Annotated in this window: 23 protein-coding genes; 10 read left to right on the top strand and 13 right to left on the bottom strand. The window is 63.4% G+C overall.

The features are described 5' to 3' along the window. Positions 1-21 precede the first annotated feature (21 nt). The 3 genes from ACPPVP_RS12095 to ACPPVP_RS12105 all read right to left on the bottom strand — a co-directional run bounded on the left by ACPPVP_RS12095 (position 22) and on the right by ACPPVP_RS12105 (position 4,808). Positions 22-1,818 carry a peptide ABC transporter substrate-binding protein gene (locus tag ACPPVP_RS12095; protein WP_426534402.1) on the bottom strand — a complete coding sequence of 599 codons (1,797 nt, stop codon included), beginning with the start codon at positions 1,816-1,818 and terminating at the stop codon, positions 22-24. 281 nt (positions 1,819-2,099) lie between these two features. Then, positions 2,100-3,518 carry a M20 family metallopeptidase gene (locus ACPPVP_RS12100; protein WP_426534404.1) on the bottom strand — a complete coding sequence of 473 codons (1,419 nt, stop codon included), beginning with the start codon at positions 3,516-3,518 and terminating at the stop codon, positions 2,100-2,102. A 90-nt stretch (positions 3,519-3,608) separates the two neighbouring features. Then, the gene (locus ACPPVP_RS12105; protein ID WP_426537810.1) at positions 3,609-4,808 is read right to left on the bottom strand and encodes a multidrug effflux MFS transporter; all 1,200 of its coding nucleotides are present in this window, start codon (positions 4,806-4,808) and stop codon (positions 3,609-3,611) included. A gap of 309 nt (positions 4,809-5,117) precedes the next feature. On the opposite strand from ACPPVP_RS12105, the gene hemC reads away from it, so the two are divergent. Further along, positions 5,118-6,065 (top strand): hydroxymethylbilane synthase, encoded by a 948-nt coding sequence (gene hemC, locus ACPPVP_RS12110; protein WP_426537812.1) that lies wholly within the window; start codon positions 5,118-5,120, stop codon positions 6,063-6,065. Between the two features lie 117 nt (positions 6,066-6,182). Here hemC and ACPPVP_RS12115 read toward each other — a convergent pair whose 3' ends face one another. Next, positions 6,183-6,437, bottom strand: coding sequence for a DUF1127 domain-containing protein (locus ACPPVP_RS12115; RefSeq protein WP_426534406.1), 255 nt, complete (start codon positions 6,435-6,437; stop codon positions 6,183-6,185). Between the two features lie 155 nt (positions 6,438-6,592). Here ACPPVP_RS12115 and ACPPVP_RS12120 point away from each other — a divergent pair, with 155 nt between their 5' ends. Then, complete coding sequence (locus ACPPVP_RS12120; RefSeq protein WP_426534408.1) at positions 6,593-6,853, top strand: hypothetical protein; 261 nt, start codon at positions 6,593-6,595, stop codon at positions 6,851-6,853. Positions 6,854-6,944: 91 nt separating this feature from the next. On the opposite strand, the gene ACPPVP_RS12125 is transcribed toward ACPPVP_RS12120, so the two are convergent. The 7 genes from ACPPVP_RS12125 to ACPPVP_RS12155 form a co-directional block, all read right to left on the bottom strand. Continuing rightward, positions 6,945-7,421: a cyclic nucleotide-binding domain-containing protein gene (locus ACPPVP_RS12125; protein ID WP_426534410.1), complete on the bottom strand. Its 477-nt coding sequence runs from the start codon at positions 7,419-7,421 to the stop codon at positions 6,945-6,947. A 481-nt stretch (positions 7,422-7,902) separates the two neighbouring features. Further along, positions 7,903-8,781, bottom strand: coding sequence for a DMT family transporter (locus tag ACPPVP_RS12130; protein ID WP_426534412.1), 879 nt, complete (start codon positions 8,779-8,781; stop codon positions 7,903-7,905). A 230-nt stretch (positions 8,782-9,011) separates the two neighbouring features. Beyond that, positions 9,012-9,236, bottom strand: a complete 225-nt coding sequence (locus ACPPVP_RS12135) for a hypothetical protein (protein ID WP_426534414.1) — start codon at positions 9,234-9,236, stop codon at positions 9,012-9,014. Positions 9,237-9,562: 326 nt separating this feature from the next. Further along, the gene (locus ACPPVP_RS12140) at positions 9,563-9,949 is read right to left on the bottom strand and encodes an ester cyclase (RefSeq protein WP_426537814.1); all 387 of its coding nucleotides are present in this window, start codon (positions 9,947-9,949) and stop codon (positions 9,563-9,565) included. A gap of 132 nt (positions 9,950-10,081) precedes the next feature. Further along, the gene (locus ACPPVP_RS12145; protein WP_426534416.1) at positions 10,082-10,882 is read right to left on the bottom strand and encodes an SDR family NAD(P)-dependent oxidoreductase; all 801 of its coding nucleotides are present in this window, start codon (positions 10,880-10,882) and stop codon (positions 10,082-10,084) included. 1 nt (position 10,883) lies between these two features. Further along, positions 10,884-11,438 carry a carboxymuconolactone decarboxylase family protein gene (locus ACPPVP_RS12150; RefSeq protein ID WP_426534418.1) on the bottom strand — a complete coding sequence of 185 codons (555 nt, stop codon included), beginning with the start codon at positions 11,436-11,438 and terminating at the stop codon, positions 10,884-10,886. Positions 11,439-11,478: 40 nt separating this feature from the next. Next, positions 11,479-12,420, bottom strand: a complete 942-nt coding sequence (locus ACPPVP_RS12155; RefSeq protein ID WP_426534420.1) for a hypothetical protein — start codon at positions 12,418-12,420, stop codon at positions 11,479-11,481. A 189-nt stretch (positions 12,421-12,609) separates the two neighbouring features. Here ACPPVP_RS12155 and ACPPVP_RS12160 point away from each other — a divergent pair, with 189 nt between their 5' ends. From ACPPVP_RS12160 to ACPPVP_RS12185, 6 genes are all read left to right on the top strand, one after another. Next, positions 12,610-16,083: an indolepyruvate ferredoxin oxidoreductase family protein gene (locus tag ACPPVP_RS12160; protein ID WP_426534422.1), complete on the top strand. Its 3,474-nt coding sequence runs from the start codon at positions 12,610-12,612 to the stop codon at positions 16,081-16,083. Between the two features lie 144 nt (positions 16,084-16,227). Beyond that, on the top strand, positions 16,228-16,626 hold the full coding sequence (locus ACPPVP_RS12165) for a hypothetical protein (RefSeq protein WP_426534424.1): 399 nt from the start codon (positions 16,228-16,230) through the stop codon (positions 16,624-16,626). 201 nt (positions 16,627-16,827) lie between these two features. Further along, the gene (locus tag ACPPVP_RS12170; protein ID WP_426534426.1) at positions 16,828-18,420 is read left to right on the top strand and encodes an alkaline phosphatase D family protein; all 1,593 of its coding nucleotides are present in this window, start codon (positions 16,828-16,830) and stop codon (positions 18,418-18,420) included. 188 nt (positions 18,421-18,608) lie between these two features. Then, entirely contained in the window at positions 18,609-19,049 is a 441-nt protein-coding gene (locus ACPPVP_RS12175; RefSeq protein WP_426534428.1) for a GlcG/HbpS family heme-binding protein, read from the top strand. Between the two features lie 56 nt (positions 19,050-19,105). Further along, positions 19,106-20,122, top strand: coding sequence for a Gfo/Idh/MocA family protein (locus tag ACPPVP_RS12180; protein ID WP_426534430.1), 1,017 nt, complete (start codon positions 19,106-19,108; stop codon positions 20,120-20,122). A gap of 32 nt (positions 20,123-20,154) precedes the next feature. Continuing rightward, complete coding sequence (locus ACPPVP_RS12185; RefSeq protein ID WP_426534432.1) at positions 20,155-21,138, top strand: tripartite tricarboxylate transporter substrate-binding protein; 984 nt, start codon at positions 20,155-20,157, stop codon at positions 21,136-21,138. 24 nt (positions 21,139-21,162) lie between these two features. Here ACPPVP_RS12185 and ACPPVP_RS12190 read toward each other — a convergent pair whose 3' ends face one another. Next, positions 21,163-21,306, bottom strand: a complete 144-nt coding sequence (locus tag ACPPVP_RS12190; RefSeq protein ID WP_426534434.1) for a hypothetical protein — start codon at positions 21,304-21,306, stop codon at positions 21,163-21,165. A 130-nt stretch (positions 21,307-21,436) separates the two neighbouring features. Between ACPPVP_RS12190 and ACPPVP_RS12195 the strand changes: the two genes are divergently transcribed. Continuing rightward, the gene (locus tag ACPPVP_RS12195; RefSeq protein WP_426534436.1) at positions 21,437-22,255 is read left to right on the top strand and encodes an aldo/keto reductase; all 819 of its coding nucleotides are present in this window, start codon (positions 21,437-21,439) and stop codon (positions 22,253-22,255) included. Between the two features lie 99 nt (positions 22,256-22,354). Further along, a complete protein-coding gene (locus ACPPVP_RS12200; protein ID WP_426534438.1) occupies positions 22,355-23,527 on the top strand; it encodes an acetyl-CoA C-acyltransferase in 1,173 nt (390 codons plus the stop codon). Positions 23,528-23,667: 140 nt separating this feature from the next. Here ACPPVP_RS12200 and ACPPVP_RS12205 read toward each other — a convergent pair whose 3' ends face one another. Then, positions 23,668-23,895 carry a hypothetical protein gene (locus ACPPVP_RS12205; RefSeq protein ID WP_426534440.1) on the bottom strand — a complete coding sequence of 76 codons (228 nt, stop codon included), beginning with the start codon at positions 23,893-23,895 and terminating at the stop codon, positions 23,668-23,670. Between the last annotated feature and the right edge of the window lie 38 nt (positions 23,896-23,933).

Here is a 23,933-nt window from a genome sequence, read left to right on the forward strand (position 1 = left end):
AGGGAACAATCCCTTCGATGACTATCCCGTCGCCTCCCGGTACCAGTCGAACAGATTGTCGGTTTCGTTGGCCCAGCCGCTGACCACCGGGCGCAGCGTATTGGCGGCCGCTTCCACTTTCAGGCGATGCATCGCGGGGATGAACACGGTGTCCTGCCACATCAGGTCGTTGCACTTGATATAAAGCGCGGCGCGCTTGACCGGGTCGGTTTCATTCTCGGCCGCATCGATTGCCTCGTCGTAATCCTTGTTGACCCAGCGCGGGAAATTCGTGCCCTGCCACTTGTTTTCCTTGGTCGCCACAAAGCGCGAATGATAGCGGCGCATGTGCTGGGCCGGATCCGGCTGGCTCATCGGGATCTGGAACATCTCGAGGTCGGCGTAGAACTTGGCGTAGGTGTCGGGATTGGCGACGTCGGAGGAGAAGAACACCGAGGCGACGACCGACTTCAGCTCTACATCGATGCCAGCCTTCTGGCAGGCCTGCTTGACGATGGCCTGGGTCTTCTGGCGCGGGCCGTTGATCGCGGTCTGGTACAGGAGCTTCAGCTTCTTGCCGTCCTTTTCGCGGATGCCGTCCGCGCCCGCTTTCCATCCGGCATCCTCCAGCAGCTTGGCTGCCTTCTCGATGCTGAATTCCCAGCTCGTGTTCTTCGAGACGAACTGCTCGGGGCCGTTGAGGAAATTGGGCGTGACGCGTCCGGCCCGGCCGTAGATGACTTTCTTGATGGCCTCGCGATCGACCAGCAGCGAAAGCGCCTTGCGCACCGCCGGATCGGAGAACAGCGGATGCTTGGTTTTGATCGAGGAGCGCTCGCCGTCGACCTCGGTATTGGGATCGGTGAAGTTCAGCGCGATGAATTCCGTGTCGCCGCCGACCGCATAGACGGTCTTGCCCTTGCCGCCTTTTTCGAGGCGCAGCAGGACGTCGTCCTCCACCTGGATGTTCCAGCCGAAATCATACTCGCCGCTCTGGATCACGGCGCGCGCGGCCGAGACGGCATCGCCACCGCCCTTCATCTCGATCGTGTCGAAGTGGGGGCGGTTCGGCATGTGGTAGTCAGGATTGATTTCGCCGCGGATCAGATCGCCCGGCCTGAACTCGAGGAATTTGTAGGGACCGGTGCCGACCGGGGAGAGGTTATTCGGCGCCTCGCGGGACTTGGCGCCCTTGTATTCCGCGAACAGGTGCTTGGGGAGGATGGCGTTGGGGGCGCCGACAAAGGCATCGGCCCAGAACGGCGTCGGCTTCTTGAACAGGATCTTGACCGTGAGGTCGTCGACCTTCTCGACTGATATGTCGCGGTAAACGCCGATGGTCACGGTGGCGGTGGCGGGATCGCGGGCGTATTCCCAGTTGAACACCACGTCATCGGCGGTGAAGGGTTTGCCGTCGTGCCACTTCACGCCGGGCTTCAGCTTCCAGGTTACCGACATGCCGTCGGCGGCGAGCCCGCCATTCTGCAGCGAGGGAATTTCGGCCGCGAGAACCAGCTTCATGTTGCCGTCGGGATCCCAGCAGGCGAGCGGCTCATAAAACAGGCGCGAGCCGTCCTGGTCCTTGGTGCCGGTGGCGAAATGCGGATTGAGCAGGGTCGGTCCCTGCCACCACAGCAGCTTCAGCGCGCCGCCGCCGCCGCGCTTGGTCGGCTTGTAGGCGGACGGGCCCTCGGCCAGGGCGACGCCGCCGATGGCCAGAATCTGCGTGGCCATGGGCGCGGTGAGGCCGAAGGCAAGCATCCGCTGAACGAAGCCGCGGCGGTCCATGCGCCCGTCCTTTACCTCGTCGATCATGGTTCGCAGTTCGTGGTCCAGCATCGTCGTCCCCGTCTGGTTCTGATGTTGTTGTCGTGCGCCGCCGGGCGGCAGCGTGGGATGTTTTCACCGACAAGATGGCACACCAAATACCCCGGAGGTCAACGGCTGGCTGTCGACAATCGGCAGAATGGAAGTGGCCAATGATTTTAGCTTGGGCAGAAACGCGCTGCGGCGCACATTGCTTTGGCAATCCGGCGGCCCAGGCGCGCCAAAAGCGCGCGGAATAGCGCTCCGCACTGCAAAAAATTTCGCCAGACCGGTCAAGCCAAAGTCAGGTCAAGTCAGATCCGCGACATGTCCAGTGGTGGGGCGACGCTGTCCGGCAGCGGACTGACATAGGGCGTGCGGGTGGTGCGCTTGTTCAGGTCGGCCTTGGCGGCGGCGATCAGGTCCGGTTCCGTCAGCGCCCGGACGCCGAGCCCCGCCATCGCCTTGGCGGCCTGCACCATGGCCTTGTGGGCGTGCGGGCTCTTGCCCTGCGCCACCACCTGCCAGGTGTGGAACGGGGTACCGATCGCAACCGTCGGGGCATGGACCTGAACGGTGGGGACGACCCAGCTCACATCGCCGACGTCGGTTGAGCCGACCTGCGGATTACGCTTGGCATCCAAGGGCACGATGAAATCGGCCAGCGGCCGGTCGGTCGGATCCATGCCGATCGAGTAATAGACGCTCGTGATATCCTTGTCCGTCAGCGTGGAGCGGATTTTTGCGGCGAAATCCTTGTCGGTCTCGTCGAAATGCGGGGGACCGAGCTCTTCCATGATGCCATGGAGCGCCTGCTCGAGCGGGGTGTTCGGCAATATGTTGGAGACGGCGGAAATGATCTTCATCTCCACTTTGGTTTCGGTCATCAGCGCCGCGCCCTGCGCGATCTTGTGGACGCGTTCCACCAGTTCGTTCATGCCGGGCAGGTCGCGGTCGCGGATCGAATAGCGCACGCGGGCGTGGGCCTGCACCACGTTGGGGGCGATGCCGCCGGTGTCCAGCAGGGCATAATGGACGCGGGCGTCGCTCGGCATGTGCTCGCGCATGTAGTTGACGCCGACATTCATCAGCTCGACCGCATCGAGCGCGCTGCGGCCGAGATGCGGCGAGGCCGCGGCATGCGAGGTGCGCCCGGTGAAGATGAAATCGGCGCGCGTGTTGGCGAGCGACGGCGTCACCACCACTTCCCAGAAGCTCGACGGGTGCCAGGTGATCGCGATGTCGGCGTCTTCGAAGGCGCCATCGCGCACCATAAAGGCTTTCGCCGCGCCGCCTTCTTCCGCGGGGCAGCCGTAATAGCGCACGCGGCCGGGCATCTTGTGTTCGGCAAGCCAGTCCTTTACGGCCGTGGCCGCGAGCAGCGCAGCGGAGCCGAGCAGATTGTGGCCGCAACCATGGCCATGACCGCCGGTCTCCAGCGGGCGAGGTTCGGCCACGCCGGCTTCCTGGCTGAGACCGGGCAGGGCGTCATATTCGCCAAGGAACGCGATCACGGGTCCGCCGTCGCCCCATTCGCCCATCAGGGCGGTGGGAATGCCGGCGACCTGTTCGGTGACGCGAAAACCCTGATGGCGCAGCTCGGCCAGATGTTCGGCGGACGAACGCGCTTCGGTGTAGCAGACCTCGGGCATCGCCCAGACCCGGTCGGCCAAGGCAACGAAGCGCGGCTTGATGGTGTCGACGCCACGCCAGATGTTACTGCGATTATTCATCTTCCGGTTCCCGATGCTGAAGGCTTCTGAGCAATTGTTACCAGCTTCGCCAATCGACGCCAGCGCTCGCGCAGGCAACTGCCATGCCCGTCACAGCTTCATGCCATGCGGCTGGAACAGCCGGCCTTTCTCCACCACCAGCACGACCGCAAGCGCAGCCAGCGTGCAGAGCAGGAAGCCGGTTGCGAACGGCACCAGCGTGCCGTCAAAATCCTGGCCGATGGTGGCGCCGACGCTGATCCCGAGCAACGTGGTGATCGAGCCGTACAGCGAGGCGGCAGTGCCGGCGATATGGCCCTGCGGCTCCATCGCGAGCGCGGTAAAGTTCGAGATCATCAGCCCGAAGGCAAACATCAACAATACCGAGAGCACCATGAACAGGGGCAGCGGCACCATCTGCAGTTTCGCCGCCGCCAGCATGATCGCGGCGATGACCACGTAGCCGATCAGTGCGGCGTGGGAGATCACGCGCATGCCGAGGCGGCCGACGAGGCGGGAATTGACGAAGCCGGCGATGGCGGTGCCGACGGCGACGCCGGCAAACGCGAGCGGGAAATAGTAACCGAGTTGGTAGATGTCGGTGAACACCTGCTGCGCGATGAAGATGTAGGCGAACAGCGAGCCCAGCACGCCGCCGGCCACCAGCGCGTAGCCCAGCGTCTGGCGGTTGGTCACGGTCTGGCGGAACGCATCCAGCACCTGACCGGCGGCGAGCGACCTTCGATTGGCCGGCGCCAGCGTCTCCGGCATGCGCAGCGCGCTCCAGATCAGCGTCACCACGCCGTACAGCATCAATACTACGAAGATGCCGCGCCACTGCGCCAGCAGCAGCACGGCCTGGCCGAACGCGGGCGCCACGATCGGCACCGCAATGAAGATCATCATCGCCAGCGATATCACGCTTGCCATGCGCCGTCCGGCATAGCAGTCACGCACGATCGAAGTGGCGATCACGCGCGTCGCCGAGGTGCAGACACCCTGCAGCGCGCGGGCCAGCAGCAGCGTCTCGAACGAGGGCGCGGCGATCGCAAGCAGACTTGCGATGCAATACACCACCATGCCGCCAATCAGGATCGGCCGCCGCCCGAACCGGTCGGACAGCGGACCCATCACGAACTGGCCGAGGCCAAAGCCTACCAGAAAGACCGACAGCACCATCTGCGGCCGGTTGGCGGAGGTGATGTGGAAGGCGGCGGCGATGTTCGGCAGCGCCGGCAGCATCATGTCCATCGCAAGCGGATTGAGCGCCATAATCGACGCAATCACGATCACGAATTCAGGAAAACCCATCGGGCGGTGGCCTGAAGCGGCCACGGCATCGGCGCTGGTATTGGACAACTAGAAATCCCCTTGTAGCAGGCATTTTACCGGTTCTGTTGCGTTGCACAATCCGCGTTTTGGGAATAGCTGCCTGTCTGGGCCGTGCTTTGAATGGTCCTCTTCCGGCATTGGTCGGCACCATGCTGGCCCAAAGCTAAAGTCGTTGTTCTGACTGGCCGCTTGCTCTATCCCCTAACCGCCAGGCAGCGGCGGTGGACCGCTTCGAACGGAGACAGTGTGTCGGGACAAACCTTGAAGATCGGCACGCGCAAGAGCGTGATGGCGCTGGCGCAGACGGACGGGATCGCGCGGCTGCTGCGCGCGGCCGATCCCGCGCTCGATGTCGAGATCGTCAAGTTCGAAACCCGCGGCGACCAGGACCAGACCAGCAAGCTGCTGCGCCATGGCGGCAAGGGCGGCGCCTTCGTCGCCGAGATCCGCGAAGCGATGCGCGGCGGCCAACTGCAGGCGGCGATGCATTCGCTGAAGGACGTTCCCGGCAACGAGGAGACGCCAAGCCTGATCATCGCGGCGACCCTGCCGCGCGACGCCGCCAACGACGCGCTGGTGCTGCGGCCCGGCCTTTCGCTCGATGCGTTTCGCGCCTCGAAGGGCAACGGTTTCAAGATCGGCACCAACGCGGTGCGCCGCGCGGCGTATCTGCGCCGGCTGTTTCCCGAGGCCACCGTGATCCATTTCCGCGGCGCCGCCGACACGCGCGTCGCAAAACTCGATCGCGGCGACAAGCAGCGGCTGCCCGACGGCGGCGAGGTGGGGCCAGCGGACGCGCTTGTCATGGCGCGGTCAGGGCTGGAGCGGATCGGAATGGCTTCACGTATCGTCCATGACTTTTCGGTTCGCGAGATGCTGCCGGCGGTGGGGCAGGGGATCGTCGCGGTCGAATGCGTCGAGAACGACTGGCTGACGCGCGGGCGGCTGGCGAAGATCGAGGATGCGCAGTCGCGGCTTTGCGCCGAGGCCGAGCGCGAGGTGCTGTGGGTGCTGAACGGCCACTGCAACTCGCCGATCGCCGGCCACGCCACGCTGGCGGGCCGCGAGATGACGCTGACGGCCGCCGTGCTCGATGAAGCCGGCGACCGCTTCATCGAGGTGTCGCGGAGTGGTGTGGCCGACCGGCCGCGCGAACTCGGTCGTGCGATCGGCCTGGAGCTGCTGGACAAGGGTGCAGCCGAGATGATCGCGCGCACACGGCCGGACGAGCATTAGAGTCCGTATTGGGTCATTTTCGTACCTGGACGCGCGCATTTGCGATGTCCGCTTTACCCGGGGAGCAACTTCGTTGACCTCGTGCGTCCCTTCCGAAAAGTGCAATGGCGGTCATCTTCAGGGGCCGATGTCAGACATCCAACGGAGGGGATCTCGTGATATCGGGTGGTTCGATGTCACGTAGTCGATCTCACCGCGCGTAATGCCAATGTCCATAAGCTCGCTGTCCGTCAGGCGGCACAATTCGGTTTGCAGCTTCCGGCGCTTGCGCCACTCCTGAAATGTTTTCCAATATGCCTCGAGAGGACTATAGACCTGCCGGCTTTTAGTTGCGGGGTGCTGCAACTTAATGACCTCATGGATCGTGCTCATCGCGGTCCGTCCTGTTTCGACTTTCACCAGATGAACTTGCCGCACGATGCGCCCGCGCGCTTGACATCCGGCTTACATTTTCCTTACCGGCGGCTTATTCTTTGCGTCCGAAGCGCTCGAGCCCGAGGATCGAAGGCGGCCTGAGGGATCGTCAGTTGCGTTATTTCTTCGAGGAGTACGCATTCGACACCGACCTTCGCGAGCTACATCGCGGGGCGACCCATCTCGCCGCTGCCTTGGCGTTGTTTGGTCGTGTCGCTGAGGCACGGGCTGCGGTAAACGACGGGCTTGCGCTCGATCCCCATTTCACTTGCCATCGTTTTCTTGCCGACCCATTGAGCGACAACCCCATATTCGTCGCTGCCGAAAGGCGCATCTCGGGGGGCATGCGACTGGCCGGGGTGCCGGATAGGTAATGTCTCCAAAGGGACCAGACGGTCCCGCGGTGACGCTGAAAGCGGAAGTCAATTCAGAGCGTCGGCGGCCATGCTACGGGCCGCATCTGCATCATTCACTGGCGCGAAAGCTCAATTCAGAAATGCGGCGGTCGGCGCGGCGGAGCCGCCGGCAAAGTTCGCGGTTGATATTCTGCATCACGATCACATAGCCGTGGATGTCGGCCTTGTAGTACGCGTAGAGGTTTCGGGCGGTGAGCTCGTGCAGGACGGTTTCGGTCTCCGCGACGACGGTGGCTGACCGGTTCTGCATCTCGATCAGCGTCATTTCGCCGAAGAAATCGCCGGGATCGAGATCCGACATCCGGATGGAGCGCCCGAACTCGCCGAGCTTGCTCACCACGAGGTGGCCCGAGTGAACAATGAACATCGAGCGCCCCGGTTCGCCTTCCGCGACGATGGTGGCGCCGGCATCGAAGCTGCGCTCGGCCAGCATCGAGACCAGGAGATCGAGGCTTGCGTCCGAGAGGCCGCCGAAGAAAGGCGTGGCTAGCAAAAATGCTTTCAGGTCGGGCGAGCTGACAGCCATCGGTCCAATATACCCGCGCTCCCGGCGGCGGCAAGTTTGGAGCCAGCTTTCCCGGCCGCGCGTTTGCCGGTATCCTCCAATGGATCGGCAGAAGCGACGGGTGCACGCATGTGTTACGCGTCAGTTCTGGGAGCCACATTGGTCGCAACTGCGGCACTTTTCTCCCTGCCGGCGCAGGCCGGTGAGCGTTACCTCGTCACGCCAGAAGAAATCGGCATCGGCCCGCCGCCGGCGCGCTACACTTGGTTCCGCTGCACTGAGGGGCATGCGGATAATTTCTATCACGGCGCCTGGTATGCGGACAGCCGACCGCGCTTTATCGTGGTCGCGCCTACCGGCCGTATTATCGATACGCCGCCTATCGCGCGAGCCTGCGGACCCATCTCGGCTCGGAGTGACGTCAGCGCGCGCCGTCGTTCCATGCGGGACAGGCACGCTGATCGACGGGGACCAGCCATGCCTTTTAGTTGGTCTTGTCCGGTCAGGCCTTCGCCGATCCCAGCAACACCACGCCCCCGATCAGGATCGCGCACCCGACCACCCGCCATGCCGTGACCCGCTCGCCGAGGATCAGCATGCCGAACATGGCGCCCACCATCATCGACATTTCGCGCGCGGGTGCGACCAGGCTGAGCGGGGCGCCCATCTCGATCGCTGACAGCACGAGGATGTAGGACAACGGCGACAGTGCGCCGACCCCGAAGGCAAGCCACCAGTAGCCCTTCATCTTCTCCCGCGCGCTGGGCAAGTTCGACAGCACGATCGGCAGCATGATGAAGAAGCGCAGCAAATTGGTGACCCAGTCGAGCACGACCGGGTGGATGCCGAGCAGCTTGACGCCGTATCCGTCGACGACCGTGTAGCCCGCGATCAGCGATCCCGTCGCGGTGCCCCAGCGCACGCCATCGAGGCCGCGCGGCCGGCGGAACGCGGAGAGATCGCCCTGCGTGGTGATCAAGCCGATCCCGGCGACGACGGCGAGCAGCCCAAAAATGCCCTGCGTGGTCGGCGTCTCGCGCAGCAGGATGAACGCGCCGATCGACGACAGCAACGGCCCGGTGCCGCGCGCGATCGGATAGACCACCGAGAGGTCGGCGACCTGATAGCCGCGCTGCAGGCAGAGGCTGTAGGCCAGATGAATGCAGGCGCTGAGCACGAGACAGCCGGCGACCGGCAGGTTCCAGTGCAGGTCACCGTAAACCAGCAGCCAGATCATCCACGGCAGATAGACGAGGCAGGCGAACAGATTGTAGGCGAAGACGAAGGTCGGGCCGGCGTCAGCGGCGCGCTTGGAGAGCAGATTCCAGGTGGCGTGGATGAAGGCGGCGAGGACAACAAGGGAGAGTGAGACGAGCGACATGAGACCTCCGTGCCATCTGGCGCGAACAAGATCTCGACATCTCCTCCTCTGGGCTTTTGTCCCTCGGGTGCAGCCGCGGGCTACCGCGGTTTCCGCAACGCTCGGACCGGCGATGGCGGCCTCGCCATCCGGAACCCTAGTTGCCACTCAGTCGATGGAACCCTGATATCCAAGGGAATCAGGTGTGGTCAATCCGGAATTTATGCTGCAGGCGCGCAATGCCGCGCGGATCAGGCGGCCAGATCCTGCAACAGCAGCGATGAGCCGCGAATCAGCACCTTGCGTCCCTGCGCCGTGATGGCGGGCGCATCACCGTTCATAACGGCAAGTTCCAGCGCGATCAGGCCGTCGATCGTGGTGCGGCTCATGCGCGGCAGGCGCGAAGCGGGCGTCCGCAACGCTTTCAAGGCTTCCCACTGGGATGGCGTCAGTTCGTAGTCGAATTCTTCGTTCATGGTGCCTCGGCATTCTTGCAGCGCTTTGCCACAATTCTTGTGGCGCGTATTAGCGAGCGCACGTGAAATTCGTGCGACCGCAACGAGTCGGTATCGCGACGAGCGACGATGCGGCGTCACATCATCGTGTCACTGGAATCAATTGAATGTGTCGAATCACACAGATGGCCGAACAAATACGCTGGCGCAGCTCGTGTGAACATGGGGCGTCAAAAAGACCGCCCAATCGCCGCAACCCTTAAGAGAAAGTTACTAACCAAAGGTAAACGTGCGGGTATTGGGAACACGCCTTCTCGCGCCTGGGGAACGCGTGACAATACCTGTCGCTAAAGCTGAGCTTCGATGGCCACCTTGTCTATCACCGACCAAACTTCGCGAATCTTGTTGTTCCAAAACTCGTAGAAAACATTCTCAGTGAATGAAACTCTCTTCCCGCCGACCTGGAGGCCAAGGAAGGTTCCCTTCGGCGTGCAGTCGAAGCTTAGCCGGCTGGCAATATAAGGTGGATCGGCAATCAGCATCTGGATGTTGAAATGAAGGTCGGGAATTTCATCAAAGTCTCGCTCCAGCATTTCGAGATAACCTGACAAGCCGATCTGCCGGCCGTTGTGGACCGCGTCGTGATGAACGAACTGGCTCAGCATCGCCCAGTCCTGCTTGTTCAGGCAGGCAATGTAGTTTCGATAGAGGTCGGAGAGGTCGGCTTTGGTCACGTAAATGCGCTGCCTTTTTTGCGCGGGGGTAGCTGCCGTAGGGTGGGCAAAGCGAAGCGTGCCCACCATCTTTTTTTACGCTGAGAGAATGGTGGGCACGGCGCAAGTGCGCCTTTGCCCACCCTCCGATTTCTATCCCCGCCGCACGCTCGACCCGCCGTCGACAGGCAGCGTTACACCCGTAATGAAACTCGCTTCGTCGGAGGCGAGGAACAGCGCGGCGTTGGCGACGTCCCAGCCGGTGCCCATCTTGTGGCGCAGCGGAACCTTGGCGTCGCGCTCGGCCTCGACTTCGGCGCGGCTCTTCCCCCATTCGCGCGCGCGGGTGTCGACCGCCATCGGCGTGTTCATCAGGCCCGGCAGGATGACGTTGGCGCGGATGCCGTATTGCGCGTTCTGATAGGCGAGCTGTTCGGTGAAGGCGATCATCGCCGACTTGGTCGCCTTGTAGGCCACATAGGGATAGGTGGTGATCGCGGCCATCGACGAGATGTTGATGATAGCGCCGCTCTTCTGCGCCCGCATGATCGGGATGACGTGCTTGGCGGCCAGCACGCAGCTTTTCAGATTGATCGCTACGCAGCGGTCGAATGCTTCCTCCGAGATGTCGAGCAGTTCGGCATCGCCGCCGGACAGGCTGACGCCGACATTGTTGTGCAGGATGTCGACGCGGCCCCAGCGTCCTTTCGCATCCTCCACCATCGCCTTGAGGTCGGCATTTTTGGTGACGTCCGCCTTGAACGCCGCCGCGGTGCCGTCCTTGGCGGCGATCAGGTCGACGGTCTCCTGGGCGGAGGCCAGATTGTGATCCACGCACAACACTTTTGCGCCTTCGCGCGCAAAAGTCAGCGCGGTGGCGCGGCCGTTGCCGATGCCCTCGCCGGGGCTTTGGCCGGCGCCGACGACGATGGCGACACGATCTTTCAGGCGCATTTCACTCCACTCCCGGGATCGGGTACTGTTTCAGTACCTCTTTGTAGTAGGGTTCGTTGTCCATTTTCATCGTCGCCAGCACGCGGACGACGGCGCAGTAGAAGGCGATGGTGAGCACGAGGTCGACCATGTGCTCATCCGAAAGCTCTTTCTTGATCTCGGCGAACGTCGCATCCGACATCGCAAGTTCGCGCACCATCTCGCGGGCGCCGCGCAGGATGGCTTTTGCCAGCGGCTCGAGCTTTGAGGGCTTGCCGTCGGTCTCGGCCATCAGGGCGGCGATATCGTCGTCGGTGACGCCGAACTCCTTGCCGATCTTCACATGGTGGGTGAACTCGTATTCCGATTTCTCCATCCAGCCGACCTGGAGGATCGCAAGTTCACGCAAGCGCGGGTCGAGCTTGCTGTTGAAGCGGATGTAGCCGCCGACGCCGTTGAAGGCGCGCGCCATGTCGGGCGAATTCACCAGCAGCTTGTGCAGGTTCGTGTTGCGCTTGAGCATGTCGCGGTATTCGGGGGCGACCTGGTCGGCTTCGAGATAGGGCAGGCGGGCCATTTTCTTGTTGTCCTTGCTGGCGATAGTGGATGGGGCTCATTTAGCCGTAGAGCGCTTTATGATCCTGCTCGTAGTTGGCGTAGGAGTCCTTGATGCTGGCCATGTTGAGCAGCATGGTTGCGACCGGCTTGTCGTCTTTCGCGAATACGGTCGTGCGTATCCATGCGCTTTCGGTGCGGCGGCTGCCGCTCAGCGCCACGACCTCACGCTCGGTGGTGTAGGTTTCGCCCGGGAATAGCGGCCCGCTCAGCAGGCGGATTTCCTGATCGGCAAACAGCCCGACCGCCGGTCCCCGGATCGGCAGTTTGTCCTCGCGGGCGCGGTATTGAAACAGCACGCTCAGCATCTCCATGGGGATGATCGCCCGGCCCCACGGGTTCAGTTCCTGCGAATAATAGGCCGAGGGTTCGGTGATGACCTTCAGCTTCTGCGCCAGCGAAAACGGGTAGAGCTCGCCCATGTGCTGGTCGAAATCCATTCTCACCGTCTGGCGGGGCGTCTTCATGCCGACCTTGAGGTCGGCCAGAATGACGGGATCGGCAAGCGGCTTCAGTTCGCCAAGCCGCCGGCTTAATGCCGTTTCCGCCACATCGCCAACCGATGCCGTGCCGCGTAGAATTTCGGTGCCGTCGCGCTTGGTCATGCCGATCGCGCAGACCCTCTCGCCCGGCTTCGGCTTTTCGATATTGGCCTGCACCTCCTCGCCCTCGAAGGCGGGGTTGCGGTAATGTGCCGACAGGCACCCGGTCTCGAACCAGGCCCGGCCCCAGATCCGCTCGCACAGCGGCGCGAACTGGCTGAAATGGGTCGGGCCCTCGATGGTGCCGCCCTGAAAGCCGAGCTTTTGCGCGGTCGCATCGTCGTGGATCGAGGCGTGGGAGTCGTAGACCTGCGCGTGAAGCATCTGCTTGGGACTGCGCCACGGCCCCACCAGCAGATTGCCGCTTTCCAATAGCTCGGTCGTGAACGCCGCTTCTGTCATCCCTGGTGTCCCCCTTTACGCGGAAGCGTTTCAAAGAAGACGGATTTCGGCAAGAGCGATCCACAGGACAGGCGAGATATGTCCTGCGGCCATGAATTCACGCTGGGCACGCATAGCAGAACCGGTGCATTCTGGTCACAATTAGACCGGTTCAAATCACCGGCGGAACGTGCGACGGGGAGCGGACGAATGGCGTTGATGGAAGTTGGGCTGGACGACAAATATCGTCTGGATGCGAAGCGCATATTCCTCTCCGGTACACAGGCGCTGGTTCGACTCCCCATGTTGCAGCGCGAACGCGACCGCGCAGCGGGGCTCAACACGGCCGGTTTCATCTCCGGCTACCGCGGCTCGCCGCTCGGCATGTACGACCACGCGCTGTGGCGCGCCAAAACCTTCCTCAAGCAGCATGACATCGAGTTCGCACCCGGTCTCAACGAGGACCTGGCGGCGACCGCCGTGTGGGGCAGCCAGCAGGTCGGCATGTTCCCCGGGGCCAAGGTCGATGGCGTATTCGGCATCTGGTATGGCAAGGGCCCCGGCGTCGACCGCTCGATGGACGCGCTCAAGCATGCCAACTCGGCCGGCACGTCGCGCAACGGCGGCGTGATCGCGCTGGCCGGCGACGACCATGGCTGCCAGTCCTCGACGCTCGCCCATCAGAGCGAGCAGGTGTTCGCCGCGGCATTGATGCCGGTGGTCAATCCGGCGACGCTGCAGGATTATCTCGATCTCGGCATCCTGGGCTTTGCGCTGTCGCGCTACTCGAGTTGCTGGGTCGGCTTCAAGGCGATTTCCGAGACGGTCGAAAGCTCGGCCTCGATCGTCAGCGATCCCGATCGCATCAAGATCATCATGCCCGATGATTTCGAAATGCCGCCGGGCGGACTTTCGATCCGCTGGCCGGATGCGCCACTGGAGCAGGAGCGGCGGCTGCACGGCCCGAAGATGCAGGCGGTGGCGGCTTTCACGCGCGTCAACCGCTTCGACCGCATCGTGCTGGATTCGAAACCGGCGCGGCTCGGCATCATGGCGACCGGCAAGGCGTATCTGGATCTCCGGCAGGCACTGGCCGACCTCGGTATATCAGACGCCGAGGCGCAGGCGCTGGGGCTGCGCATCTACAAGGTGGCGCTGACCTGGCCGCTGGAGGAGGCAGGCGCAAAGGCGTTCGCGGAAGGCCTGCAGGACGTGCTCGTGGTCGAGGAGAAGCGCGGGTTCATCGAGGACCAGCTTCTGCGCATTCTTTATAATGTCGATGCGTCGAGGCGACCTTCCGTGGTCGGCAAGCGCGACGAGACCGGCGCAATGCTGCTGCCAAGCGAGGGCGAGTTGACGCCGACCATGGTGGCGGCGGCGGTGGTCGCGCGGTTGCGCAGGCTCGGCCACCGCAGCCCAGCGCTGGAGCAGCGTCTGGCAAAACTTGAGGCCTTCGACCGGCCGGCGGAGGGCATTGGCGCCGCAAAGCTGCAGCGCACGCCGTATTTCTGTTCGGGCTGCCCGCACAACACCTCGACAAAGATCCCCGAGGGCAGCCGCGCCATGGCCGGCATTGGCTGTCACGGCATGGCGCTGTCGGTGCCGAACCGCCGCACCCAGACCATCTCGCATATGGGCGCCGAAGGCGTCACCTGGATCGGGCAGGCGCCGTTCACCAATGAACAACACGTGTTCCAGAATTTGGGCGATGGCACCTATACCCATTCCGGCCTGCTGGCGATCCGTGCCGCGGCGGCTTCCGGCGTCAACATCACCTACAAGATTCTTTATAATGACGCCGTGGCGATGACCGGCGGCCAGCCGGCCGAAGGCGGGCTGACGGTTTCGCAGATCGCGCACCAGGTTTCGGCGGAAGGCGCCAAGCGCCTTGTCATCGTCTCGGACGAGCCGGAGAAATACCCCAGCAATTACTTCCCGTCAGGCGCAACCGTTCATCATCGCCGCGAACTCGACGCGGTGCAGAAAGAGCTGCGCGAGGTCAAGGGCCTCACGGTGCTGATCTACGACCAGACCTGCGCGGCGGAAAAGCGCCGCCGCCGCAAGCGCGGCCTCTATCCGGACCCGGCGAAGCGCGTCTTTATCAATGAGCGCGTCTGCGAAGGCTGCGGCGATTGCTCGGCTGTTTCGAACTGCGTCTCGGTACAGCCGCTGGAAACCGAGTTCGGCCGCAAGCGGCGGATCGACCAGTCGAACTGCAACAAGGACTTTTCCTGCATCGAGGGCTTTTGCCCGAGCTTTGTCACCGTGCATGGCGGCAAGCTGAGGAAGGCCAACCGTACGGCAGCCGATCCGTCGGCACTGTTCGCCGATCTGCCGGTCCCGGCCACGCCTGTGCTCGACGGCGCCTACAACATCCTCGTCACCGGGATCGGCGGCACCGGCGTCATCACCATTGGCGCTCTGCTTGGCATGGCCGCCCATGTCGACGGCAAGGCGTGCTCGACGCTCGACTTCACGGGATTATCGCAGAAGAACGGCGCGGTCATGAGCCACGTCCGCATCGCGCCCGAAGCCGACGATCTCGCGACCGTCCGCATCGCGCCGGGCGGGGCCAACCTCATCCTCGGCTGCGACATCGTGGTCGCCACCAGCATCCCGGCGCTGAGCCGGGCCGAGCGCGGTGTGACCCGCGCCATCGTCAATGCCGACCTGCTGCCGACCGCGAGTTTCGTCATCAACCCCGACATCGACTTCGAGGCGGGGACGATGCGGGACTCGCTCAACGGGGCCGTCAGCGCCTCCGATCTCGATATTCTGGACGCCACCGGGCTTGCCACCGCACTGATGGGCGACAGCATCGCCACCAACGCCTTCATGCTTGGCTTTGCTTTCCAGCGCGGCGCGATTCCGCTTTCGCTGGAGGCGATCATGAAGGCGATCGACCTCAATGGCGCGGCGATCGAGATGAACAAGCTGGCGTTCTCCTGGGGCCGGCTCGCCGCACACGACCTGCAGCGCGTCGTCAGCGCCGCGCGCTTCAAGAACTCAGGCGCGGCGCCGGCCAAGCGGACGCTCGACGAGAGCATCGCTTTCCGCGCCAATTTCCTGATCGAGTACCAGAATGAGGCTTATTCGAAGCGCTACCTCGCCAAGGTGGAGCGCGTCCGTGCCGCCGAAGCCGAGGGCTCGCCCGGTTCGCATGACCTCACCGAGGCCTTTGCAAAAGGCCTGTTCAAGCTGATGGCCTACAAGGACGAATACGAAGTCGCCCGGCTCTATTCCGACGGCGAGTTCGCAAAAGCGTTGAAGGAACAGTTCGACGGCGACCCCGGCGTCAAGGTCAGCCTCGCGCCTCCGCTGCTGGCGTCGCGCGACAAGGTGACCGGACATTTGCGCAAGCGCGAGTTCGGTTCCTGGATTTTTCGCGCCTTCGACCTGCTGACGCGGTTCAAGTTCCTGCGCGGAACGGCGTTCGATCCGTTCGGTTACACGACTGAGCGCCGGATGGAACGCGCCTTGCCGGGCGAATATTCCACGATGATGTTCCGCCATCTCGACAAGGCGAAACCGCAGGACTGGCCGCGCCTGGTAGCGCTGGCAAAATCCGCGGAACTCGTTCGCGGCTACGGCCACATCAAGGAAGCCAATGTCGCAAAATTCCGCGGAGAATGCGCGCGCCTGGAAGCCGCGATCGGCCAGCCGGTGGCGCAGGCCGCCGAGTAGGGCTGTTCATCCGGATTGTGGACTTTTCCACAGCCGGGACCAACCATCGTTCATCTTGTGACCGGGAACGGCTGGCATTGTCCGGCCGGCTTCCTACATCAAGGTGTCAGTTTCACCCTTTTGGTAGATTTCAGGAGGCCAGCGATGGGCCTGAAAACGGCTATTGCGACAGCGCTTTGTACAGGGCTCCTGATGTCGGGCAGCGCCGCGCTGGCCGACGAATATCGCGCCGACGAGTTCCTCGGCCTCGATCTTCCTCAGGCCCTGCTCTCGCCGAAGCGACTCGGCCCCGAGACGCAATTCGCTCCGGTCCGTATCGAGGCGAGGACCGATCGCAAGCCGGTGAAGACGGAACGCGTGGTGGTGGCAAAGGAAGCCGCGCCCAAGCCGCAAGTGGCGGAGCAGCGTGTCGAAAAGCCGCGCGCCGCCGCCCGCACCAAGCTGGCGCGGCGTCACAGCAACCCACTCGACGCGCAGGCGCGCGATACGCGCATCCAGACCTGGCCGTGCAAGTCCGGCGGCATCTGCGGCTGGGAGCGGTAGAGATTCGTAACTTCGTAGGGTGGGTTAGCCGAAGGCGTAACCCACCGCTTTGACCTCCCCGCAGAAACACTTTGGTGGGTTACGCTTCGCTAACCCACCCTACGAAGCGACGCGTCCACGTCATCCACCTGTCGTAAAAGCTTCAGCCGCGAGTCAAACTCAACGGGCACACCTTCGTCGTGATTCGACGAGGGTGCTTCGATGCCAATTGCGATACGCGCCGGGCAAGGCTTGAACCAACAAGGCTTGAACCGGCGTCAATGGCTGGTCCGCTCCGCAGCAACATGCGCCGTGGCCGGTCTCGGCAGCCTCGCCAGACCGTATCTCAGCCGCGCCGCGGACCGGCCGCTCATCACCAGCGGCATTCAATCCGGCGACGTCTCGGCCAATTCCGCGGTGATCTGGGCGCGCGCCGACCGGCCGGCGCGGATGCAGGTGGAATGTTCTGTTGTGGAGAGTTTCAAGACCATCATTGGCTCGGCCTCCGCCGAGGCCTTGCCGGCCGGCGATTTCACCTCAAAGGTGCTGCTCGACGGCCTGCCGGCCGGGCAGGATATTTTCTATCGCGTGCGGTTTGAAGATATCGGCGGGCAGGGTCTCGTCGGCGAGACGCAGCTTGGGCATTTGCGTACCGCGCCCGTGACACGAAGCTCGATATCGTTCGCCTGGTCGGGCGATACCACGGGGCAGGGCTGGGGCATCGACGAAAGCCGTGGCGGGATGCGGACATACCGCACCATGCTCGACAACCGTCCGGACTTCTTCATCCATTCCGGCGATCACATCTATGCGGATTGCCCGGTCGAGCGGGAATTGAAGCTGCCCGATGGTGACGTGTGGCGAAACGTCGTCACCGAGGAAAAATCCGTCGTCGCCCACAGCCTCGCCGAGTTCCGCGGCAACTACAAATACAACTGGCTCGACCAGAACTTTCGCGCCTTCCATGCCGCCGTGCCCCTGTTCGCGCAATGGGACGACCACGAGGTCACCAACGATTGGGCGCCGATGGGTACCGCCGATGAGACCGGCTATGCCGAGGACGGCAGCTCGCTTCTGGTGGCGCGAGCGCGCCGCGCGTTCCATGAGTTCATGCCGATGCGGGCCGTGCCCGCCCAAGACGGCCGCATCTATCGCAAGATCGCCTATGGACCGCTGCTCGACGTCTTCATGCTCGACATGCGCAGCTACCGCGATTCCACCTGGAATCAGCGCGACGACCTGAGCGAGACCTGCATCCTGGGTGCTGCGCAACTGGCCTGGCTGAAGCGCGAGCTGGTGGCGTCCGATGCCACCTGGAAAGTGATCGCCGCCGACATGCCGATCGGCCTCTTCAGCGAGGATGGCATCGCGCTCGGCGACGGCCCGCCGGAGCGGCGCGAGCACGAGATCGCCAATCTGCTGTCGTTCATGAAGCGCGCCGGCATCCGCAACACGGTGTGGCTGACCGCCGACATGCATTATACGGCCGCGCACCATTACGACCCGAACCGCGCGGCCTATCAGGATTTCGAACCGTTCTGGGAATTCGTCTCCGGTCCGCTGCATGCGGGCACCTGGGCGCCGGCCCCGCTCGACAACACGTTCGGACCGAAAGCGATGTTCCAGAAGGGCTGCAGCGGCGAGAATCTCGCCCCCTGTTACGGCCTGCAGTTCTTCGGCCGCGTCGATATCGACGGCAAGACCGAAGTGATGACCGTGACGTTGAAGGATGTCGATAACCGGGACCTCTGGTCGGTCGATATCGAGCCCCGCCCGGACGCGCGGCCGGGTCAGATCATGGCGCAGCATATCTGACGTCTTCGACCGCGGGATCGTCGGCACGGAATCCCGGACCAGCTTCCATGTTCGCGCCGCATAGTTCGGACAGGATCACCACGCTGGCGCGGTGGTGTGCAAAACCACATCCCGAAGTTGCGTTAGTTCTTGAACGAGGCGCAGCGGTGGCGCACACTTCGCCTGTCCCGCCCGACCGGAGCCCCGCCATGTTTGTCGCCGACAGCAAGCGCCTGACGCATCAGGGCGCGAAAAAGATCATGGCGACGGCGCTGGAATTGGCCGGCCAGGCCAACATCGCGATCGCCTGTGCCATTGTGGATGCCGGTGGGCATGTGATCCTGATAGAGCGCATGGACGGCGGCCGCTTCCATACCGTGCACTCCTGCACCACCAAGGCGGTTTGCGCCGCGTCAAACCGGCGCCCGACCACGGCCAAAGGCGCGGCCGGTCAGGACCTCGACGTCAGCCATGCGATCGGACTTGCGCTTGCCGCCGGACCGGAACGGTGGACGGCCATGGAAGGCGGCGTGCCGGTGCTGGTCGACCGCGAATGCATCGGCGGCGTCGGCGTCAGCGGCGGTGATTGGGAGACCGATTTGCGGATCGCCAAGCTGGCCGTCGAGTCGATCGGCGCCAAGTGGGAATGACATCGTAGCGCCGGAAGCCAGCTCGGGAATCACATCGTCTTGGGGAGTGCAAAGTGATGGGTGCCGATCCGCTTCGCGTGGCTTGTATCGGGATGGGATGGTGGTCTGACGTTCTGGCGGATGCCATCCAGCGCTCGGGCAAGCTCGAGATCCGCGGCTGCTATACCCGTTCTGAAGAGAAACGCAAAAGCTTCGCGGAAAAATACCGCTGCCGGCCGGCCGCGAGCTACGAGGCGCTGCTGGCCGATGGCGAGATCGAGGCGATCATCAACACGACGCCGAACGATGTGCATCTGGCGACGACCTGCGCGGCCGCAGCCGTCGGCAAGCACGTCTTTCTGGACAAGCCGATCGCCAACAGCATCTCGGATGGCCGCGCCATCACCGAGGCCTGCCGCAAGGCCGGCGTGGTGCTGGCGCTCGGCTATCAGCGGCGGCGCGAAAGCCATTTCCGCACCATCAGGCAGCAGATCGACGCCGGCCGGTTCGGCAAGCTCGTCAACGCCGAGGCGAATATCAGCCGCGATCGCCTCGGCAAGGTCGATCTCTCTTCGTGGCGCTACCAGGCCGCGGGCATGCCCGGCGGCGTGATGCTGCAGATCGGGATCCACTATGCCGACGTGCTGGCCTACCTGATCGGGCCGATCCATTCGGTGCGCGCGCAGTCGGCGCAACTGGTGCTGCCCGGCGACAATCCTGACGTCGCGAGCCTGATCCTGCAGCATGAGAACGGCGCGCTTTCGACGCTGAATGCCAGCTACGCCTCGGCGTCCGAATACTATTTGATGAATGTCTACGGCAAGGACATGACGGCGTTTTACGATTTGCATAACGGGCTCCGGCTGCTCAAGCGCGGCGAAAGCCAGCCCGTCGCGGTGCCCTGCGCGAATAACGATACGCTGGTCGAAGAGCTCGAGGAATTTGCGGCGGCGGCGCGCGGGCAGGGCCGGCACGAGGTCGGGGGCGAGGAGGCGACGCGATCGCTCGCGGTGGTGCGCGCCGGGATTCTCTCGGCGCGTGAGGGGCGCGCGGTCGAGGTCGCGGAAATATTGAACGGCGACGGAAAAATGTGACGGCGCAGCAGCCAAGGATGGGAGCGCGCGTTATGAAGCCTGGCACGGGTGTCTGGAAAGCTTTCGCGGTTGCCATGGTCTTGGTTGGCATCGTCGGGGAGGTAGTCGCGCAGGACTACCCCTCCCGGGCGATCATGGTGGTCGTGCCGTTCCCTCCCGGCGGGGCCAGCGATGTCGTTGCGCGCATCGTTACCAACCAGATGTCAAAAATCCTCGGACAATCCATCATCATCGAGAACGTCAGCGGCGCCGGCGGCACGGTCGGCAGCGCCCGCGTCGCGGCGGCCGCACCCGACGGCTATACATTGCTTGCCGCGGCGATGGGCTCGCATGTCGCCGCGCCCGTGCTGACGCCGAACCTCAAATACGATCCCGTTGCCGATTTCGTGCCAATCGGCTTCACCGCCCATTCCCCGGCGGTCATTATCGCGCGGAAGGATTTTCCGGCAAACGACCTGAAGGAATTCGTCTCGACGCTGCGCCAGCGGGGCGACGCGGTGAAGCAGGCCCATGGCGGCATCGGCGCGTCCTCGCATATGGCGTGCCTTTTGTTCACGGCGGAAATCGGTGCCAAGCCGGCGCTTGTCGCCTATCGCGGTTCAGGCCCGGCCTTGAACGATCTGGTCGGGGGTCACGTCGATTTCATGTGCGAGCAGTCGGTCAGCGTGGCTGAGTCGGTTTTGGCCGGCTCGGTCAAGGCCTTCGCGGTCTCTGCTGCAAAACGCCTCGAAACGCTGCCTGACGTTCCGACCGCGAAGGAGGCCGGCGTCAATTACGAGATGAGCGTCTGGGCAGGGCTGTTTGCGCCGAAAGGCGTTTCGCCCGAAATCATCGCCAGGCTTTCAGACGCGCTCGACCGGGCGCTGGGTGAGGATGTCGTGCGCGAGCGGATTGCCCAGCTCGGCGGCGCGATACCGGCAAAGGACGAACGCAACCCAGCTGCATTCGATCGTTTTGTCCGCTCCGAGATCGCACGCTGGTCACCCATTCTTGCCGCGGCCGGAACAGCGAAATGAGGAGCGCGCGCCCATAAAATTGGCTCAGGGCGTCACCGCGAGATAGCCGCCTACCACCATCAGCACGGAAAGCGCCACCACCACACCGAGCACGGCGGCGATGATCGCAGGCAGCTCATGGGCTGCCAGCCATTGTCGCAACGCCCTTGCCATCGTATCCCTACGCATTCCTAACCCGATCTTGATTTGTCCGCCGCCCGGTGCGCAGATTACTCAATAGCGGCCTATCTCCCCCAAAGAAATACCGTCCGCGCGCCTTTCGCTACGCCTGCGCGGCTTTGTTCTTCCTGGAGTCATCATGGAACATCTGCAGACCCAAGGTATCAGCCTGCCGAGGCTCGGGCTCGGCACCTTCCGCATGCAGGGCGATACCTGCCGCGCCGCGGTCGAAAGCGCGCTGGGGCTAGGCTACCGGCACCTCGACACCGCCGAGATGTACGGCAATGAGGAGGCCATTGGCGCTGCCATGGCCGCGTCAGGTGTTGCCCGCAAGGATCTGCATGTCACCACCAAGGTCTGGAACGAGAACCTGGCGCCGGATGCGATCCGCCGGGCGTTCGATGCATCCCTGAAGAAGCTCCGGCTCGATCATGTCGATCTCTATCTGGTGCACTGGCCGGCGCCGAGGATGAATCTGCCCGCGATGTTCGAGGCGTTGATCAAGCTGAAGGAGGAAGGCCGTACCCGCGCCATCGGCGTCGCCAATTTCAACATTGCGCTCCTGAAAACCGTGGTCGAGGAAATCGGCGCCCCGATCGCCTGCAACCAGGTCGAATACCACGTGATGCTGGACCAGACGCGGCTGCGCCAGTTTCTCACTGCGAAATCGATTCCGCTGGTCGCCTATTGTCCGCTGGCGCAGGGCAGGGTGGCTTCCGACCCCGCGCTTACGGCGATCGGGCGCAAGCACAATGCTACCGCGGCGCAGGTCGCGCTGCGATGGCTGCTCGATCAGGACGGTGTTGCCGCGATCCCGAAAGCCTCGCGAGCAGAAAGCCAACAGGCCAATCTTGACGCGTTGAAGGTGAAACTCGACGATGCGGACAGGAAGGCGATCGCGGCCTTGCCGAAGGACAGGCGGTGTGTAAATCCGGGCTTCGCGCCGGCCTGGGATTGATGCGATTCCTGACTTTTCCGCCGGCCGGAATTCGGGTTTTCGCTACACACGGGCGCGGCTCCAGTCCATACTGGATCGCATCAAAGGGAGGTCTTTCAAATGCGTGAAGCTGTTATCGTTTCCTATGCACGTACCGGGCTGGCGAAGTCCGGCCGCGGCGGGTTCAACATCACCCCGCCGATGTCGATGGCGGCCCACGCCATCAAGCACGCCGTCGAGCGCGCCGGGGTCGAGAAGGAATATGTCGAGGACTGCTATCTCGGCAATTGCGCGCATGGCGCGCCGAATATCGGCCGCCAGGCCGCGTTGCTCGCCGGCATGCCGAAGTCGACTGCGGGTGTTTCCGTCAACCGCTTCTGTTCGTCGGGACTGCAGACCATTGCAATGGCCGCCAACTCGATCCGCTCCGATGGCGCCGACTGCATCGTGGCCGGCGGCGTCGAGAGCATCTCGATCCCCGGCGGCGGCTCGCCCAAGGAATCGATCGATCCTGATTTGCTCAAGGCCGCGCCTGACATCTTCATGGCGATGATCGACACCGCCGATATCGTCGCCGAGCGTTACAAGCTCAGCCGCGAATACCAGGACGAGTACTCGCTGGAATCGCAGCGCCGCATGGCGGCCGCGCAGCAGGCCAACAAGTTCAAGGACGAAATCGTCCCGATGAAGACCAAGATGAAGGTGGTCGACAAGGCGACGAAAGCGGAAAGCATCGTCGACTACACCGTCGACAAGGACGAATGCAACCGGCCCGAAACCACGCTGGAAGGCCTTGCCAAGCTCGAGCCGGTCAAGGGCGCCGGCAAGTTTGTTACCGCCGGCAATGCCAGCCAGCTTTCGGACGGTGCGGCGGCGGTGGTGCTGATGGAAGCCAAGGACGCCGAGAAGCGCGGCCTCAATCCACTCGGCCGTTTCGTCGCCTGGGCGGCGGCGGGCTGCGAGCCGGACGAGATGGGCATCGGCCCGATCTTCGCCGTGCCGAAACTCCTGAAGCGCCACGGCCTGAAGATCGACGATATCGATCTCTGGGAGCTCAACGAAGCCTTCGCCAGCCAGTGCCTCTATTCGCGCGACAAGCTCGGCATCGATCCCGAGAAGTACAATGTCAACGGCGGCTCGATCGCGATCGGCCACCCGTTCGGCATGACCGGCGCGCGTCTCACCGGCCACATCCTGCAGGAAGGCCGCCGGCGCAAGGCCAAGTGGGGCGTCGTCACGATGTGCATCGGCGGCGGCCAGGGCGGTGCAGGCCTGTTCGAGATCTACAGCTGAGAACTTAGGCGCAGTTACGCGCACTATCGACCGCAACAACAAAGAATGGCTCCGTGAGGAGCCATTTTCGTTAGATGCGTACGAATGACGAAAAGCCCTGTTCTGATCGGATCAGAACAGGGCTTCCACGTATTTAGAGCTTAGTGACGATGCCGCTTGATGATCACGACCCGGTCGCGATGACCATGCCATCCGCGATGATAGCCGCGGTCGCGATGGCCACGGAATTCGGCGCGAGCGCCGTAGCCACGATGATGATCGCCGTGATAGCCGCCACGCTTGATAACGACAGTCTCGGCGCTCGCAATCGACGGCGCCGCGATGATGAGTGCGCCAAGTGCGGCGATAACGTATCCAAGCTTCTTCATTCCAATCCTCCTCAATAGATCGAGGATAGAACATCAAA

The sequence above is a fragment of the Bradyrhizobium sp. McL0615 genome (assembly GCF_049993905.1).
In the GTDB taxonomy this organism is placed as follows: domain Bacteria; phylum Pseudomonadota; class Alphaproteobacteria; order Rhizobiales; family Xanthobacteraceae; genus Bradyrhizobium.